This is a genomic window from Microcoleus sp. S13_C5 (assembly GCF_036700845.1).
GTDB lineage: Bacteria > Cyanobacteriota > Cyanobacteriia > Cyanobacteriales > Microcoleaceae > Microcoleus.
This window is the reverse complement of sequence record NZ_JAUBPR010000069.1, coordinates 1-17,936: the sequence shown is the minus strand read 5'-3', so window position 1 is coordinate 17,936 and position 17,936 is coordinate 1. Positions and strand designations below refer to the sequence as shown.

15 protein-coding genes and 2 tRNA genes are annotated in these 17,936 nt (G+C 46.7%); 13 read left to right on the top strand and 4 right to left on the bottom strand.

What is annotated here, in order from left to right; genetic code table 11:
- Positions 1–48: 48 nt before the first annotated feature.
- Positions 49–1,587: a DEAD/DEAH box helicase family protein gene (locus QUA04_RS18205; RefSeq protein WP_333258892.1), complete on the bottom strand. Its 1,539-nt coding sequence runs from the start codon at positions 1,585–1,587 to the stop codon at positions 49–51.
- Positions 1,588–2,283: 696 nt separating this feature from the next.
- Between QUA04_RS18205 and ald the strand changes: the two genes are divergently transcribed.
- From ald to mutT, 6 genes are all read left to right on the top strand, one after another.
- Complete coding sequence (gene ald, locus QUA04_RS18200; RefSeq protein ID WP_333258890.1) at positions 2,284–3,372, top strand: alanine dehydrogenase; 1,089 nt, start codon at positions 2,284–2,286, stop codon at positions 3,370–3,372.
- 262 nt (positions 3,373–3,634) lie between these two features.
- Positions 3,635–3,716: transfer RNA gene (locus QUA04_RS18195), tRNA-Leu, on the top strand.
- A gap of 73 nt (positions 3,717–3,789) precedes the next feature.
- Positions 3,790–4,566, top strand: coding sequence for an RNA methyltransferase (locus QUA04_RS18190; protein WP_333258888.1), 777 nt, complete (start codon positions 3,790–3,792; stop codon positions 4,564–4,566).
- Between the two features lie 839 nt (positions 4,567–5,405).
- Positions 5,406–6,365, top strand: a complete 960-nt coding sequence (locus tag QUA04_RS18185; RefSeq protein WP_333258887.1) for an RNA polymerase sigma factor, RpoD/SigA family — start codon at positions 5,406–5,408, stop codon at positions 6,363–6,365.
- Between the two features lie 226 nt (positions 6,366–6,591).
- Positions 6,592–6,933, top strand: a complete 342-nt coding sequence (locus tag QUA04_RS18180) for a DUF760 domain-containing protein (protein ID WP_333163818.1) — start codon at positions 6,592–6,594, stop codon at positions 6,931–6,933.
- A gap of 167 nt (positions 6,934–7,100) precedes the next feature.
- The gene (gene mutT, locus QUA04_RS18175) at positions 7,101–7,505 is read left to right on the top strand and encodes an 8-oxo-dGTP diphosphatase MutT (RefSeq protein ID WP_333258885.1); all 405 of its coding nucleotides are present in this window, start codon (positions 7,101–7,103) and stop codon (positions 7,503–7,505) included.
- Positions 7,506–7,670: 165 nt separating this feature from the next.
- Here the strand turns inward: mutT and QUA04_RS18170 are convergent, their stop codons facing one another.
- Positions 7,671–8,909 (bottom strand): histidine kinase, encoded by a 1,239-nt coding sequence (locus QUA04_RS18170; RefSeq protein ID WP_333258884.1) that lies wholly within the window; start codon positions 8,907–8,909, stop codon positions 7,671–7,673.
- A gap of 53 nt (positions 8,910–8,962) precedes the next feature.
- On the opposite strand from QUA04_RS18170, the gene QUA04_RS18165 reads away from it, so the two are divergent.
- From QUA04_RS18165 to QUA04_RS18155, 3 genes are all read left to right on the top strand, one after another.
- On the top strand, positions 8,963–10,687 hold the full coding sequence (locus QUA04_RS18165) for a DUF2079 domain-containing protein (protein WP_445242337.1): 1,725 nt from the start codon (positions 8,963–8,965) through the stop codon (positions 10,685–10,687).
- Positions 10,688–10,937: 250 nt separating this feature from the next.
- Positions 10,938–12,125 (top strand): glycosyltransferase family 4 protein, encoded by a 1,188-nt coding sequence (locus QUA04_RS18160; protein ID WP_333258880.1) that lies wholly within the window; start codon positions 10,938–10,940, stop codon positions 12,123–12,125.
- 158 nt (positions 12,126–12,283) lie between these two features.
- Positions 12,284–13,528, top strand: coding sequence for an MFS transporter (locus QUA04_RS18155; RefSeq protein ID WP_333258878.1), 1,245 nt, complete (start codon positions 12,284–12,286; stop codon positions 13,526–13,528).
- Positions 13,529–13,637: 109 nt separating this feature from the next.
- Here the strand turns inward: QUA04_RS18155 and QUA04_RS18150 are convergent.
- Positions 13,638–13,711: transfer RNA gene (locus QUA04_RS18150), tRNA-Arg, on the bottom strand.
- A gap of 78 nt (positions 13,712–13,789) precedes the next feature.
- Between QUA04_RS18150 and moaC the strand changes: the two genes are divergently transcribed.
- The 3 genes from moaC to QUA04_RS18135 all read left to right on the top strand — a co-directional run bounded on the left by moaC (position 13,790) and on the right by QUA04_RS18135 (position 15,024).
- The gene (gene moaC / locus QUA04_RS18145; protein ID WP_333077685.1) at positions 13,790–14,311 is read left to right on the top strand and encodes a cyclic pyranopterin monophosphate synthase MoaC; all 522 of its coding nucleotides are present in this window, start codon (positions 13,790–13,792) and stop codon (positions 14,309–14,311) included.
- Positions 14,312–14,399: 88 nt separating this feature from the next.
- The gene (locus QUA04_RS18140) at positions 14,400–14,657 is read left to right on the top strand and encodes a 2TM domain-containing protein (RefSeq protein ID WP_333057365.1); all 258 of its coding nucleotides are present in this window, start codon (positions 14,400–14,402) and stop codon (positions 14,655–14,657) included.
- Positions 14,658–14,721: 64 nt separating this feature from the next.
- Positions 14,722–15,024: a DUF3181 family protein gene (locus QUA04_RS18135; protein WP_333258876.1), complete on the top strand. Its 303-nt coding sequence runs from the start codon at positions 14,722–14,724 to the stop codon at positions 15,022–15,024.
- 78 nt (positions 15,025–15,102) lie between these two features.
- Here the strand turns inward: QUA04_RS18135 and murJ are convergent, their stop codons facing one another.
- A complete protein-coding gene (gene murJ, locus QUA04_RS18130; protein ID WP_333258875.1) occupies positions 15,103–16,716 on the bottom strand; it encodes a murein biosynthesis integral membrane protein MurJ in 1,614 nt (537 codons plus the stop codon).
- Positions 16,717–17,074: 358 nt separating this feature from the next.
- Here murJ and sfsA point away from each other — a divergent pair, with 358 nt between their 5' ends.
- Positions 17,075–17,797, top strand: coding sequence for a DNA/RNA nuclease SfsA (gene sfsA / locus QUA04_RS18125; protein ID WP_333258872.1), 723 nt, complete (start codon positions 17,075–17,077; stop codon positions 17,795–17,797).
- Positions 17,798–17,936: the final 139 nt, after the last annotated feature.

Here is a 17,936-nt window from a genome sequence, read left to right as displayed (position 1 = left end):
AGGGAAGAGAGAGAAAGAAAGAGAGGGTTCGGAAATAGTTTAGGCTTGCTACCAGGGAATTTCATCATTGTCTTCTCCCCATTTTGCGGGTGATTCTGCTGCTTTTTTGGTTGTCTCTCGGTTGACTCCGTAAATGGGTGTGGGTTTGACAGTTTCTAATTTCTGATATTCTGGCTTTGGCGGTTCTATTTGTGTTTGCGGTTGGGGTTTGTGAGGCTGCATTCCTCCTCGGCGGCGCTGGGATGTTCTTTCTTCGCTGGTGTCTTCGGTGACGACTTCGTAGAGAATTGCTAACTTATTTACATCGCTGCTTTTGCGGAGAACTCGACCCAATCGCTGGATGTATTCGCGTTCGCTGCCCGTACCTGACAATATGATAGCAATTCTGGCGTCGGGAACGTCCACTCCTTCGTTGAGGACGTGGGAAGCGACGAGGGTTTTGTATTCGCCGCTGCGAAAGCGATCGAGGATTTCGTGGCGTTCTTTGACTGGGGTTTGGTGGGTAATTGTGGGGATGAGAAATTCTTGGGAAATTCGGTAAACTGTGGCGTTGTCACCGGTGAAAATTAGGGTGCGCTGGGGAGAGTGTTCTGCTAGTATTTGGGCTAAGATTCGCAGTTTTCCTTCGGTACAAAGGGCGATTTCTTTGGCTTGGCGGTGGGCTAGCATGGCGCGCCGTCCCAGGGGCGATCGCGCGCTTGCCATGATAAACTGTTTCCAACCATCCAGGCTGGATATTCTGATGTTAGACTGTTTTAAGAAGTCGTTGCGAATGTTAATTAATTCGGCGTAGCGGTCGGTTTCTTCTGTTGACAGTTTTACCATAATTTGAACTATTTTATGGTCGGCTAAAGCATCGCCTGCCAAATCTTCGGGTCTTTTGCTAAATACTGTGGGGCCGATAAGAAAATGTAAATCGCTGTGGCGGCCATCTGTGCGATCGGGTGTAGCGGTCAGTCCCAGTCGAAAAGGCGCGATCGCATATTCGGAAATTACTCGATAAAAGTCTGTTGGCAAATGGTGGCATTCGTCAAAAACCAGCAAACCGTATTTATTGCCCAAGGTTTCTGCATGAATACTTGCACTGTCATAGGTTGCCACTAAAATTGGAGTTTTGTCTCGCGAACCTCCGCCCAACAATCCGATTTCGATGTCGGGAAAAGCTGCCTTTAAATTAGCATACCACTGGTGCATTAAATCGAGAGTTGGTACTACAATTAATGTACTGCGACCAGTGACTTGCATGGCTAATTGTGCCAGATAAGTTTTGCCGGAAGCGGTAGGGAGGACGACTACTCCTTGGCTTCCTGCTTCCTGCCAAGCTGCGAGGGCCTGTTCTTGATGTGGGTAAGGCTGCATTTCCACGCTGGGTAAGAGTTCGAGTAGTTCGTATCCCCTAGCTTCGTCCGTGAAGTGAATGCACTCGGCTTGGAGGCATTCTACCAGCGGGCGGTAGTGAATTGCCCGAATGCGGTATTTTTCCACGCGATCGTCCCATGTCGCAAAGTCCACCCAGTCTCTGCCTTTGGGCGGCGGGTGTAGCAGCAGCGTTCCGCGATCGAATGTTAAGGTAGGTGTGCGTGGCATTTGTTTAGATAGGGGGGCGAGTTATGCCTGTTAAATTATAAGTGACCGCTCAAATATATTGACACCAAACTCTCTAGAAGTTAGTTCTTTTTTAAGCAAATCTCTAGAACCACCATCTACTTTATACCGTTTCGGGTTGTTTGTTAAGATTTTTACCATTTTTTTTAGCAGATAAGTTTCCCTCAATGTCAAAAGTTCATTTGCACCTACCTGGTTAGTTGAAAGTCTGGCGAAGATGTTGGAATATCTAAAGATAGTATGGTTGCTGAGGTGGGAACTCAATACGGGTGCTTTGCCTAAAAAATAATTTCTCTTACTATCCCAAAAAACGGTCCCTCATTGATTATAATTGGGAGTCATTTAAAGAAAAAGTAAGTCAAAAAAAATAAAAAAAAAGGGGTATAAAAGGTAAATGTAGAGTAACCATTTTAAGTGGCTTTACTTACGAGTAGTTTGACGTAATGTATATCAATGCCGACCACGCATATCAAATAAAGTAGGAACAAGCTAAAAAGACGATCGACTTGATGGAAAACGATCAATTTGGGAAATTGCGATCGCACTGGCTGAAAATCCAACAAAAATTCTCCTAGACTAGCCGGATTGCCAAATCTAAAATCTACAATGGTATTGTCCCGCTGGGGATGGTTTTTAGGTTAGATTCGATCTACGTATGCCTGAGATTAGAGGTTATAGATGGAAATAGGCGTCCCCAAGGAAATCAAGGATTTAGAGTTTCGAGTCGGGCTTAGCCCCACAAGTGTCCGGGCTTGTTCGGACAAAGGCCACACAGTTTTTGTGGAAACCAATGCTGGTGCTGGGGCCGGTTTTGCGGACGAGGACTACGTTGAAGCAGGGGCTAAGATTGTCTTAAAGGCTTCAGATGTCTGGAATCGCGAACTAATTGTTAAAGTTAAAGAACCGCTGCCTGCTGAGTATCCGCTGATTAAAAAAGAGCAGTTGCTGTTTACATATTTGCACTTGGCGGCCGATCGCACATTAACCGAGCATTTAATCAGCAGCGGAGTCCAGGCTATCGCCTACGAAACCGTCGAACTCCCGGACAGAAAATTGCCGCTGCTGACCCCGATGAGCGTTATTGCAGGGCGTTTGGCCGTGCAGTTCGGAGCTCGGTTTCTGGAACGACAGCAAGGCGGCCGGGGCGTACTTTTGGGCGGTGTACCGGGGGTGAGACCGGGTAAAGTTGTGATTTTGGGCGGCGGAATTGTCGGCACAGAAGCAGCCAGAATAGCTGTAGGAATGGGCGCGAGAGTGCAAATTTTAGACGTAAATGTCGATCGCCTAGCCTATTTAGAAACTCTGTTCGGTTCGAGAGTAGAATACCTCTACAGCAGTCCTTTACAAATTGAAGCAGTTGTTCCCGATGCTGATTTGTTAATCGGTGCGGTTTTGGTCTTAGGTAAAAAAGCTCCGGTGCTGGTTTCTCGCGAATTTGTTGCGAAAATGCACCCCGGTTCTGTGATTGTTGACGTAGCCGTTGACCAAGGCGGCTGTGTGGAAACTTTGCGGGTAACTTCACACACAAATCCTACTTATGTTGAGGAAGGAGTTGTGCATTACGGCGTGCCGAATATGCCCGGTGCCGTGCCTTGGACTGCGACTCAAGCTTTGAATAACAGCACTTTGCCTTATGTTTTGCAGTTGGCAAATAACGGAATTAAAGCTTTGGAAATGAATCCGAGTTTGGCGAAGGGATTGAACGTGCAGAATCACCGATTGGTGCATCCGGCCGTGCGCGAGGTTTTCCCCGATTTGGTCGATTAGATTCCCCTTTTTTCAGCAAATCCTCTAGGGTGCGTCAGATCAAAGCTTGTGGATTATTAATAACGGGACGCGATCTGACGCACCCTACTCAACTACACAGCGTTTTGCGATGTTTGGCTAACAGTAAATCCTCGAAACTAAAGCATTTCTCAACCAGAACACTAATTTGTGCAAAATATTACTCGCAGTCCAGAAAAAAAAAATTCCCCAAAACACTTGACATATCGGCGAACATATGGCAATGTAGTAATTCGTGACCGATGCGGAACTGGCGGAATTGGTAGACGCGCATGATTCAGGTTCATGTGGTGCAAGCCTTCCGGGTTCAAGTCCCGGGTTCCGCATTCCAAAGGCAGAAGGAAGTTTGGGGTTAACCCGATACAGGCAATAACCCCATTCGCTCTGCTGAATTAAACAATGCTGACAAGTATTCAAAACCCCCTAGTTAAAGAAATTCGCAAGCTGCACAGCTCGAAGGGACGCAGGGAACAACAATTATTTTTACTCGAAGGGACGCACTTGCTCGAAGAAGCTTGCGCGGCAAAATACCCGCTAGCAACCGTTTGCTGCACTCCCGAATGGCTGGATCAGCAGGGGGAACTTTGGGAGCAAGTTGGTAATTTAGCCGATCGCACCGAGTTAGTAAGTGCAAAAGTGTTAGAGTCGATCGCCACTACAGTCCAACCCGACGGCATTGTCGCCACCGCACCCCGCACCGCAACAGAACCCGCAAAATTGTCAACTTTAGGAATAGCCCTAGAAACAATCCAAGATCCCGGCAACTTGGGGGCGATCGTCCGCACGGCTGCGGCTGCTAATGCCGACGGTTTGCTGCTGAGCGCAGACAGCGCCGATTTAGACCATCCCAAAGTGCTGCGCGCCTCCGCAGGAGCTTGGTTTAAGCTGCCAATGGCAGTCAGTCCAGATTTAACCGCCGAAGTCTCGGCCTATAAAAATCGAGGAATGCAAATTTTAGCAACCGTCGCTGGGGCCAGTTTAAGTTATTGGGAAGTAGATTTGCGAGTGCCGACTCTGATAGTTTTGGGCAACGAAGGCTCTGGTTTGTCGGAAGAATTGAGGAGTTTGGCCGATCGACAAATCCAAATTCCCCTGAGTCGCGGCGTAGAATCTTTAAATGTGTCGATCGCCGCAGCCCTCATGTTGTACGAAGCTCAACGGCAAAGAACTGATTAGACTTATTGCATAAATTTTTGATTCATAGGGAAACCGCAGATAAACGCAGATAAACGCAGATTCATTTCCAGATAGGAGAGCGAATGCCTGCTATTCAAATCTCTTATTTAATTGTTAATTAATCCTTATCTGTAGGGCGGGTTCATCAATATGTGTAATATCATTTCCGGTTACACCGGAATGATGTTGACTGTTGACTGTTGACTGTTGACAGTTGACTGTTCGCTGTCAACTGTCAACTGTCAACAGTCAACTCGAATTTACTATTCCGATGCTAACGGATTTGATATAACTTCAGATTTATACCCTTGGACATACGGGTGGTCTGAAACCGGGTTTTTTAACCAACATATCTCCTTACAGCACGCAGATTCGGTAAAAAGCCCGGTTTCTTGGGGCCGAGTGCGATCGCCAAATGAAGCTGTCGGGCATTTAAATTGTATTTTTCACTTCGCTGTGCCCCAGCGTTTCCTCCCCCTCTCCCCATCTACCCCTCTGAGATGTGGCGGATGTTGTTTACATTGATGCAAACTGTAAAGCCAGGAAAGCGGGTACTCTCGTATCAACAGTCCTGGCTGGTATGAAATAAATATGAAGAAGTGTAGCCAAGTGTTCTCACAAATGTTAAGATTCTTAACATAACGTAGTATTGTGCACACCCCAACCAAAACCTAACCTGAGACGGTGCTGACTGGGAGTAGTAGCTAGCTACCATAAAATTAAGCCTCTTTAAATGGAAGGAAAGCGCAAGTCCCCGCCCGCTTTCCTTCCCAGCTAAAGCTAGGGGTTTGCGACTACCGCAAACCTTTAGAGGCACAGATCCTCAGCGGGAAAAGCTCATGAAAACTCTTAAGTCCTCAGATACAGATTCTGTTCGCGCTTACTTGCGGGAAATCGGCCGCGTTCCCTTGTTGACCCATGAGCAAGAAATACTCTACGGGAAACAGGTACAGCGCTCAACCGCACTGCATCAGGAGAAAGATATTTTAGCCGAAGAGTTAGGCCGCGACCCGACGGCGGCTGAATGGGCACAGGCAGTTGGGCTGTCTGAGGCACAGTTGCAGCGGACGATCGAGCAGGGGGAAAAAGCAAAGCGCCAAATGGTGGAAGCGAATCTCCGCCTGGTAGTGTCTGTTGCCAAAAAATATATCAAGCGCAACGTAGATTTACTGGATCTAATTCAGGAAGGCACGATCGGGATGCAGCGGGGAGTAGAAAAATTTGACCCGACTAAGGGCTACAGATTTTCTACTTATGCTTATTGGTGGATTCGTCAGGCAATTACCCGGGCGATCGCCGAAAAAGGCCGCACCATCCGCTTGCCGATCCACATCACCGAAAAGCTCAACAAAATTAAAAAGGCTCAGCGCCAACTTGCTCAACAGCTCGGTCGCGCGGCCACGGCTGCTGAATTGGCATCAGAGCTAGAATTGACTCCCAAACAGATTCGCGAATATCTCGATCGCGCGCGCCTGCCACTTTCCCTGGACTTGCGCGTGGGAGACAATCAAGATACAGAGTTGGGCGATTTGTTGGAAGATACGGGTACTACGCCAGAAGATTTTGCCCTGCAATCTTCCCTGCGGACTGACTTAGACCACCTAATGGCGGAACTGACTCAGCAACAGCGAGAAGTGCTCGCCTTGCGGTTCGGTTTAGAAGACGGACAAACCCTAACTTTGGCAAAAATAGGCGATCGTCTCAACATCAGTCGGGAACGAGTGCGGCAAATAGAACGGGAAGCTTTGACCAAGCTCCGCAAGCGCAAGCAAGATATCAACGATTATCTAGCCAGCTAGCTAGATTATTGGGGATTGGGGATCGGACATTTCGCCCACTCGCAATCCCCAATCTAAAATCGTAAAAACCGCCGCTTTTAATTCGGTTGTGCCCACTTGGTTGCTACAAATGTCCTGCTACATTAGTAATTACTTAGTAATAAAGATCAGCAGCGATCGGATAAGGGTTATTTAATTTAACCACCCGCGTCTAAAATAACAAGCTGTATCTGCAACGGAGGTACTCGTGAGCAACTCATCTAATAAATCCCCAGAATTCTTTGAAGAAGACGGAGAAAATGCCAACTTATTATGGCAATACGTGCAGTCAATGGCTCCCGACACAGTTTCTCAGTTGTCTAAGCCTACTTCTCACGAAGTGTTTCAAGTAATGGAGCGAAATATTGTTGGACTTTTGGGGAATTTGCCTTCGGAACACTTCGGGGTGACAGTGACTACCAGTCGCGAACATTTGGGTAGATTGCTCGCCTCGGCTATGATTAGCGGTTATTTTCTGAAAAATGCCGAACAGCGAATGACTTTTGAAAAGTCCCTACAAGCCAGTGAGAGACACGGCTCGGACGATTAGTAGATTTTGAACATTTAAGTGATCCAAGTGTCAAGCCCCCCCTCGCAAGATGGGGGCTTAATATTTTAGATTTTAGATTTTAGATTTTAGATTAAATAATTGAATAATTATTGATATTATTCTTAAATTCCCAATACCCAATTCCCAATACCCAATTCCCAATTAATATGTCTCTTCCTCCTTCGGCCCACAAAGTTATCGGCGTTGCTGCAATCTGGAACGATCGCCAACAAATTTTGATTGACAAGCGCCGACAACATGGACTGCACGGGGGTTTCTGGGAGTTTCCGGGCGGAAAAATAGAGCCTGGGGAAACAATCGAAGCTTGCATAAAACGGGAAATTATGGAGGAGTTGGGGATTGTCGTAGAAGTTGGCGATCGCTTGATTACAATTGACCACGACTACACTAAATTTACAGTTAGACTATACGTGCACCACTGCCGCCACGTCAGCGGTGAACCGCAAACGATCGAATGCGATGAAATTCGCTGGGTGACACTCGACGAAATTGACCAATTTACTTTTCCCAAGGCAAACGCACAGATTATTGCTGCACTGCGGAAAATTTGAGCTGTATACCAGAAGTAAAAAGCAAGAAGCAATCTTCCGCAAGGGTTTTAGGAATTAAGAATGTCCTAAGCCTCGGGCGCGGTTGCTGTAATATCAAATTCGGTTGCTACTGACAACTGTTAACTGACAACTGACAACTGTTAACTGACAATTGACAGCTAACTTTTATTTTTGGACGGGCAGAGTAAAGTGAAAACAACTGCCTCTATCGGGTACGGAGTCTACCCAAATTTGACCGTAGTGGGCGCGGATGATACCTTGACACAGAGACAGTCCAATTCCGTAACCGTCTGTTGATTTATCTCGCTGCAAGCGAAAGCTGTCTTCAAAAATGCTCGCACAATCTTCTTCAGGAATTCCCGGGCCGCTGTTGCAAATGCTGACTTGAACTTTGTAAGCGGTGCGGTGGAGAATTGAAAGATTAACAGTTCCTCGGTCTGGGGTGTACTTGCTGGCGTTGTCAAGCAGGTTGACTATGACTTGTTTGATGCGATCGGGATCGGCATAAACCAACGGCAAATCTGCGGGAATGTCTGTTTCTAAGTTCAGACTTTTCGCCTGAAATTTATCTTGAAACTGCAAGATTACATCTTGACAAATCGCCCCCAGTTCGATTCTTTTTGGTTCAATGTGGAGTTGAGCGTTTGTACCCCGGGCTGCTTGCAGGATATCTGTAATCATACGATCGACAATTCGGATTTGGCGGCGGGCTTGCTTCATCAAATGAGCCGCCAGACTCGGTGTCAAACGCGACTTTTCCCCCTCTTTCACCTTCTGACTTGACTCCAAAGTCTCCAAAGCCAAAGATGCCGCCGTCAAGGGATTACGCAAGTCGTGAGCTAGCATCGCAATAATCCGGTCTTTCAACTGCAACTGCTCTTGCAGGTGTTCTTTTTCCTGTTTGAGGCGAAAAACTTCATCGGAAAGCTGCACAATTTCGGCCGCGCAAGCAACGGAATAGATAGGTTTTGAGTCACTCAGGCTTTCAGCAAGAGCTGGGGCAGACTGTTGCTGAGCTGCGTATTCTTCTACAGAACGCTTCCAGCGGGGCCACCAGTGTTCGAGTTGGGCGATTAAATTGCTGCCGGCGAGAGTTTGTCGCGGCTCGGGATGAATTTTGAGCAGCGAGGGAGTGGCTACAAGTTTAAAGTATTCGGCTAAATCGGGCTGTTCTCCTACGTCGATGATTTGAAGCTCAAAGTCGCACTCTGCCTTCAAATCCTTTAAGGACTTGCGGATGTGTCTGGTCTGTTCCCGGGAAGAGGAACGCTTGTCTACAAACAGCAAAAGCTGTAAAAGCGGTGCGGAATTTACCGCCTGTTCGGGAGAACAGTCAGTGCCGCTGGTGCCGAGTGTTGGATGGACGCTGTTGAGCTTTTCGATCGGGTGAAAATAATTGAGCATTGCCGAGCCGAGTTATTTCACTTCTACTTTAATTTAATACTTACTTTAGATTTATGCTATTGTCCGATAATTTCATTACAGGCGGGCAGATGATATTTTTGAGATGGAAGAAAAATGAGTCGCTGCGGGTGGTGGTTCAAGTGGCGGCCGCCTTTTTTGTGCTGTGCCTGTTGCTGACGCTGCACCGCTACTACAGCTTTTACGCTACTTACGACCAAGGCATTTTCAATCAACTTTTTTGGAACGGCACTCGTGGTCACTTGTTTGAGAGTTCCCTCTCTTCGGCTTTGTCCACTAATGTGGTTCACCAAAATCAGCTCCCGGAAGTATCTTACTACCGGTTGGGACAGCATTTCACCCCGGCGCTAATGCTGTGGCTGCCAATTTACTCGCTGTTTCCCTCGCCCGTCACTTTGACGGTGTTGCAGGTGACTTTAATTACGGCGGCTGGAGGAGTGCTCTGGGCTCTGGCCAGACACTATCTCGAACCAAGGCTGTCGGCGACAATTGTTGTGAGCTATTACTGCGCTAACGCGGTCATCGGCCCGACTTTGGGCAATTTTCACGATATTTGTCAAATGCCGCTGTATGTCTTTGGCTTGCTGCTGGCGATGGAGAAGCGCTGGTGGCCATTGTTTGGGATTCTGGCAACTTTAATTTTGGCCGTGCGAGAAGATGGGGGAGTTGTTTTATTTGGCGTCGGAGTTTACCTGATTTTAAGCCGGCGCTACCCTCGGACTGGTTTAGCCGTCTGCATACTCAGTTTTGGTTATATGATCGTCCTGACCAATCTGATTATGCCTTTGTTTTCTGCTGATATATCCCAGCGGTTTATGATTGAGCGCTTCGGCCAATATGCCGATGGAGATGAAGCTTCTACTCTAGAAATTATTTGGGGAATGGTGAGCAATCCCGGGCGGTTGGTGGCTCAATTATTTACGCCGTTTTTTGGTAAGATTAGATACCTGCTTGGCCAGTGGTTGCCATTAGCTTTGGTTCCCGCTTTCGCGCCTGCGTCTTGGATGATAGCTGGATTTCCGCTGCTGAAGCTATTTTTAGCGAAAGGAGAGTCGGTGCTAGCGATTAATATTCGCTATGCGATGACTGTGGTTCCAGGGCTTTTTTATGGGGCTATTCTGTGGTGGGCCGAGCGTCAAAAGGAAGAAGATAGAATGGTGAGAGAGGAAAAAATGTTCTTGCGTTTTCCTTCTGCTTTATTTCCTCTGCCTTCGTCTTCAAAGTTTCGCCGCTTTTGGGCGTTTTGCATCTGTTTGTCGCTATTTTTTACCTTCACTTCTAACCCAAATCGGACTTTTTCTTTGATTTTGCCCGATGCGATCAATCCTTGGGTGCAGGTTCCTCTCGTCAGACAATGGCAGCACGTTTTGCAAGTGCGGCCGCTATTGGCTCAAATTCCTGCTGATGCTAGCGTGGCAGCGACGAATACTATTGTGCCGATTTTGTCAAGCAGGCGGGAAATTCTCAGGTTTCCGATGTTGGAACTCCGCAATGATGCGGGGAAGGCAGTAAAGATGCAATATGTAATTGCCGACATCTGGCAGTTGCAGCAGTATCAGGCTGCGTTTGGCGCGGAACGGGGACAGTTGCGGGAGATCGTACCGGCGATAGATCGAATGTCCAAATCTGGAGAGTACGGAATTGTTGGCTTTGAAGACGGGGCGATTTTGATGCGTCAGGGTGCTGTTTCTAATTCTGCATCGGCTGCTGCTTGGAGCCGTTTTCGCCGCGAATTGGAGCCGATTTTGAAGAAACGGTAAGCGGGTAGGCGCGATCGCCATTGCTTCCCTCAGTGGCACTAATCTTGAGGAAACCGGTTTTTTTCAGGCAATGGCGATCGAGCAATTTCATGCAAAAACCAGGTTTAGGCATGATTTTCTGTCTTTGTTGCTGCCAAAAGTCAGGCATGGGGCATCAACTTACGATCAACTCAAATTTGAGGTTTATCATTTTACAATAAATCTGTTAATCCTAAACATTAAGTTATATAAATTATTTGGAGGGAGAAAGATGAAAATTTTGGTATTGGCATGGGAGTTTCCTCCCAGAATCGTAGGCGGTATCGCCCGCCACGTATCGGAACTATATCCAGAATTGGTGAAGTTGGGACATGAAATTCACTTAATCACAGTAGAGTTCGGCCACGCGCCGATGTACGAAGTGGTGGAAGGAATACGTGTGCATCGGGTGGTGGTGGGACACGCCAGGGACTTTTTTCACTGGGTGGCGAACCTCAACCAAAGCATGGGCCACCAAGGCGGGAAACTGATGCTGGAGGAAGGCCCCTTTGATATCATCCACGCTCATGATTGGTTGGTGGGAGATGCCGCGATCGCGCTCAAGCATACCTTTAAAGTACCGCTAATTGCCACCATCCACGCCACCGAATACGGGCGCTTCAACGGCATCCACAATGAAGGGCAGCGCTACATTAACGCCAAGGAAAACGACCTCGCTTACAACGCTTGGCGAGTAATTGTTTGCAGTGATTATATGCGGCGGGAAGCCGAACGGGTACTAGCGACTCCGTGGAACAAAATAGAGGTAATTTACAACGGAATTAGACCAGATAAAAAGCCCCGCTGGCACGAATTTGACGCGATGGATTTCCGCCGCAGGTTTGCTGCTGATGATGAGAAAATTGTCTATTATGTAGGAAGAATTAGCTATGAAAAAGGCATTGGTGTATTTCTAAATGCGGCACCTAAAGTAATTTGGGAAATGGGGGGTAAAGCGAAAATTGTAATTGTTGGTGGCGGCAATACAGACCATCTCAAACATTTAGCTTGGCATTTAGGAATTTGGAATAAGTGTTATTTTACTGGGTTCATGTTTGAGGAACATCTCGACAAATTCCAGACGGTGGCTGACTGCGCGGTTTTCCCCAGTCTTTACGAACCTTTTGGGATTGTAGCGTTAGAAAGCTTTGCTGCAAGAGTGCCTGTGGTGGTTTCGGATGCGGGCGGACTTCCAGAGGTGGTGCTGCACACTAAAACTGGCGTTGTTACTGAGGCCAACAATCGGGATTCTTTGGCCTGGGGAATTTTGGAGGTTTTGAAAAATCCGGGTTACGCGCAGTGGTTGGTTGACAATGCTTATCAAGATTTGGAACGCCGGTTTAGTTGGCCGAAGTTGGCGATAGAAACCCAGTGGGTTTATGAACGGGTGGTGGAGGAAAGGGCTGAGGTTGATTGGTAAGAATGCTTTTTTTTGACAGTTGACAGTTGACGGTTGACGGTTGACAGTGAGTCCAATATCAACTTTTTCGGTGCAAATCTTAAGAATTTGTAACACAATGATAGAGACACTCGAACTTACTTTGAGCGGACTCAGAAGATTTAAAGGGAATTAGCATCTTGAATATTTTTAGGGACATCGATCCCCAACCCAGACGCAGCTTACTGATTTTATTCACCGCAGGCCTGCTATTCTGGTCGAGTTTGGCTTCGCTACTGCCAACTTTGCCGCTGTACGTTCAATTTGTGGGCGGCACAAAACAGCAAATTGGCTTTGTGATGGGTGCATTTGCGATCGGACTTTTGCTATCGAGGCCGCAGTTGGGCAAAATAGCCGACAGCAGTGGGCGAAAACAAGTGTTGCTTCTAGGTGCGTCAGTCGCTGCGATCGCCCCTTTGGGCTACCTGTTAGCTCAATCTATCCCCTTACTGTTACTTATTCGCGTTTTTCACGGCATTAGTATCGCCGCTTTTACCACAGCTTATAGCGCTTTGGTAACAGATTTGTCGCCACCAGGAAAGCGGGGCGAATTAATCGGTTACATGAGCTTGGTTAATCCTATTGGTCTAGCAGTTGGGCCGGCTATTGGCGGATTTGTGCAAGCTTGGGTTGGCTATATTCCTTTGTTTGTGATGTCGGCGGCTTTCGCTGCAACGGCTGTATTTTTTACCTGCAAAATTGCGGAACCTAATTTTGCCGATTTAGCAAAAGCGGACTCACTATCTGAGGACAAAAATAGCCAAAAATACTGGGAAATGCTCTGGAATCCGAGAGTGCGGATTCCGGCTTTAGTGTTATTGGTCGTTGGTTTAGTATTTGGAACTTTGAGCACTTTTATGCCTTTGTTTATCCAAGAAACTAAGGCTAATTTGAATCCTGGATTATTTTATTCTACGGCCGCTATCGCCAGTTTCGGTATACGGTTGCTCACGGGACGGGCTTCTGACAAATACGGTCGCGGCTTGTTTATTTCTGGTGGCTTAATCTGTTATGCCGTATCGATGTTATTGTTGTATTTTGCTAACAACAGCAGTGCTTTTTTAATCGCAGCTTTGGTTGAAGGCTGCGCGGGCGGTACTGTTTTGCCGATGATGGTAACGCTGATGTCGGACAGGTGCGAACCTCATGAAAGGGGCCGCTTGTTTTCGCTTTGTATTGGCGGATTTGATTTGGGGATTGCGGTTGCGGGGCCGACTTTAGGCTTTGTGGCTGAACAAGTTGGCTACAGAAATATGTTTGGTTTTGCGGCTGGACTCGCTGGTTTGGCTTTGCTGGTTTTTATTACTCAGTCTAGCAAGGGCTTGTCTAATTCGATGAAATTTGCGATCGGTCGAGGCAAAGATATTTATGCTTTGAATCAGTAAACGTACCCAATTAAAAAAGTTCTGAGTTTTAAGTCGTGAGTTGAATTAATTTTTTAATTCAAAACTCAAAACTCAGAACTCAGAACTTACAGCTTATAACGTTTTTAAATGGGCTTGGAGGGATTCGAACCCCCGACCTCATGGTTCGTAGCCATGCACTCTATCCAACTAAGCTACAAGCCCCTGTTGAGTTAAGATTTAATCTAAAATTGATTAAGTTCTTTTCTCACAGAATCTAACATTAACACCATTACCAAAATAATGCAAGACCTTTCGCAAACTTTTTCTAAATTGCCCGATGTGGCACAGCTAACTCACCTCGACAACAGCGGGGAAGCCCAAATGGTGGACGTTTCAGCCAAGGTGCCGACTGTGCGGCAAGCTGTGGCTGCAGGCCGGGTGCGGATGTTGCCGGAGACTTTCGCGGCGATTGAAGCGGGGAATGCGCCGAAAGGTGATGTGTTGGGCACTGCAAGGCTGGCTGGAATTATGGCGGCGAAACAGACTGCACATTTGATTCCTCTGTGCCACCCTCTGCCGCTGAGTAGCGTGGAGGTGCAGGTGATGCCGGATGCTGGGTTGCCGGGGTATCAAATTCGGGCGACGGTGAAAATTAAGGCGGAAACAGGGGTGGAAATGGAGGCGCTGACGGCGGTTTCGGTGGCGGCGCTGACTTTGTATGATATGGCGAAAGGATTGGAAAAGTCGATCGCCATTGAATCGATTCGCCTGGTGAGTAAAAGTGGCGGCAAGTCTGGAGACTATGAAAATGTAGAGGCATAAGTTTCATGCCGAAAGAGGGATGCAGCATTCAAAAAGCTGCACTTATGATTAAAATAGGCACTGAACTACTAATTTCAAGTGAAAAACTATGCCTCCTCGTTGGCCCCGCAAACCCGATCGCAATGATCCAGAGTACCGTCGGTTAGATGACCGGATGAATTTTGCTATCCACGTCGGTCTTTTTTCTGCTACCAATTCAGGTTTGTGGTTTGTTCACAATTTGCAAAAGGCTGATTGGCCTTGGGCAGTTTCGGTAACGGGTGGATGGGCTCTAGTAGTTTTGGCCCACGCGATTTACCATTTTGCGATCGCCGATTATTCGCCCCTCACCAAAGATTCTGGCTGAAGGCAGTTGGCGGCGATTTGTTAAGTCTTTTGATTGATAACAAATAACTTTCGGCTTTTTTGATATGGCTAATACTACACAGGCGATCGAATCCTTAGCAGCCGAAATCGGCGAACATGTCTACATTGATATTGCCAAGTGGCATTTGTATCTCAATGATGCCCACCTGCATACCGTTGTTGCTGAACAACTTTACCCGATGCTGGAAGATGGCAAGTTAGATGCTGACAAAGTTGGACAAGTTTTGCAAGGAATTTCAGTCAAGTTGGGCGGCGGCAAGCGGGAAGTGCCGCTGGCAGATTTGATTCCGATGCAGTGTCAAGTTCAGTTGATGGATGTGCTTGAAGAATTTCAGCGGAAAATGTAAAGTAAAGGGCGGGTTTTGTACCCAGATTGTGGGCGTTCTGTCTGGTAGTTCGCCCTTAACCCGCCCCGACAATTTTATTTATTTGCTAAAACGCCCCCGAATGCGATCGACAAACATATCAACTTCCGGCAACTTCATCTGACTGACAAACAGGGCAAAAACCCCTAACCCTACAAAACTTGCCACACTCAACTGCACTAATTGAATTACCAAACCTTCAGTACCCAAAACTCTTTGACAGCCTTGCAGAGTAGCCAAGGTAACGAAAGCAGTTACAGAACTGCCAGAAGTTAACCCCAGAAAAGGCAAACTCCACTCCCCCCAAGGTAGGCCACCCAGCTTTTTATCTAATAAGTACAAAAGCATAATCATCGAAATAAGATTCACTCCCACCGTCGCCAAAACTAATCCGGGCGCGCCAAAAGCTCCAACTAACAAATAATCTAGCAGTCCGTTCAAAAAGATATTGATAATACTGACTCGAAAAGGCGTTTCTCCGTCTCCCAAAGCGTAAAATACCCGTACCAAAACGTCGCGTCCCAAATACACAAACATTCCAATACTGTAAGCCATCAATATCGGCGTTACAAACAGCGAGGCCGATCGATCAAAAGCATAGCGTTCGTAAACCACGCGGACGATCGGCCCAGCCAGCGTTACCATTAAAGCGCTCAGGGGCAGCATCGTAAGGGCCGTCAAAATTAAAGATTGACGAATTCGATCTTTTAATTCCGGCCAATCTTTTGGTTCGGTGAGGCGAGAAAATATGGGTAGAAATGGCACTAAGATTACATTAGAAATAATGCCTAAAGGCGTCATAACTAACAAGCCGCTGTAACCCATCGCAGATGCAGCTTGAGGGATGTAGGATGCGAAAAATAGGTCAGTATAAACATTAATTTGCAGCATTCCTGATGATAAGGTAGCAGGAACCATCACCTTAATTACTTCTTGCACTCCCGGCCGTTTAAAATTAAACCGCAAACGCAATGTTCCCAAACCCGCGCGCCACTGCGTCACCAGTTGCACCAACCACTGCAAAACTGCGCCCGCTAAAGTTCCCCAAGCTAACACTAAGCCACCCATTAGTGCGTATTCCGGCTGAGTTATTTTGTCTCCGAGTTGCATGGCTAATAAAAGCAAACCGCCGACAAGTGCAACGCTAGAAAATAAAGGGCTGATGGAAGGAAGCCAGTACATATCGGCAGCGTTGAGAGTGCCGAAACCAATGCCGATTAAGCCTGAAAGTAATGCCATCGGCGCCATAATCCGAAATTGCTGGACGGCAATTGCTTTGATTTGTAAACCTTCTGCTGTTCTATTTAATCCAGGTGCCACCAAATCTATCAGCGGATCGGCAAAAATAATTAAAGCGATTGTCACCAACAGCAACAAGCCCCCGACTAAGGTGGTGATAGTCTCGACTAAGGGTGCTGCTTCTTTTTTATCCCGGCGGGCTAAAACACTGACTATGGCGCTGTGAAATGGCCCGTTAATCCCTCCGAGCAAAATAAATAAGAAACCAGGGATGACGTAGGCGTAGTTGTAGGCATCGACGGCGACACCGACTCCAAAGGCTGCGGCGATCGCAATTTGGCGCACCAATCCAAAGACTTTGCTAATTAGAGTGGCGACTGCGACAATGCCGGCAATCCCTGCGAGGGAACGAGAGGGCTTCTGTAATTGGGACACAAATGGTTACAAACGCTAATGCTAAAAGGATTCACTTATTTTAATCGCGAATCGGGAGAATCATATCACGAACTCATAAAACTTTTAGGGGGAATTGCGCTTATACCAATTTTATCGATATTACTGACTTGCGGAAATTCAATAATCGATCGGGACTATTCGTCCTAACTACAAACCGCCGTTTCGTGCTATGATGCGTCAATCTCAAATCTAAAATCAACAAATAATGAAACAAATGAGTTGATAAAAGAAGATAAATAACCTAGAGTTGATAACTGATGACTGATTGTGTGAGTTCCCAGACTTATTTCAAAAGCTCGGAGCCAGGTATTCTGTTATAGGTAAAATATAAAATCGAATGACTGACTTAATTTACAAATATCCTCCTCTTTTACCCGGAATTCTCATCAAACGTTACAAGCGATTTTTTGCCGAAATTGAACTAGATTCGGGAGAAATAATCACCGCGCACTGTCCGAATACTGGCCCGATGACTGGTGTTTACATTCCGGGCAATCCAGTGCTAGTATCTCCCAGCGACAATCCTAAACGCAAGTTAGCTTATACTTGGGAATTAATTAAAGTTTGCGACACTGTGCCAACTTGGGTGGGAGTTAATACTGGGCTGCCAAATCGAGTAGTTAAATTAGCTTTGGAATTGAAATTGTTTCCCGAGTTGGGCAATTACAATTTAATTCAACCGGAGGTTGTTTATGGCACTGATAAAAAAAGTAGAGTGGATTTTTGGCTAACTGGTGAGGAAAAACCGATTTTTCTGGAAGTGAAAAATACAACTTGGGTAAAAGAGGAGTTGGCCTTATTTCCCGATACAGTGACGGAGAGGGGACAGAAACATTTGAGAGAATTGATGGAAGTGGTGTGGCAGGGTTCGAGGGCTGTAATGCTGTATTTTATTAATCGCGGGGATTGTACTGATTTTGCTCCGGGGAATAGTGCCGATCGCCTTTACGGAGAATTGTTCAGACAGGCTATGAGTGAAGGTGTCGAAGTTTTGCCTTGTCGGTTTGACGTGACGCCGGAAGGGATTCGCTATTTGGGGTTAGCAAAGCTTGATATGTGAGGAGATGATCGTCTTACAGGGTCAGGGTAAGCTCATCTAATTTGGTATAAATTGTACTTGAAAAAAAGACAACTAGAGAAAATGTGGCATTCACATATTAGCAATTCTATAATGCCTTAAAAGCTAAGTCATCAAACCG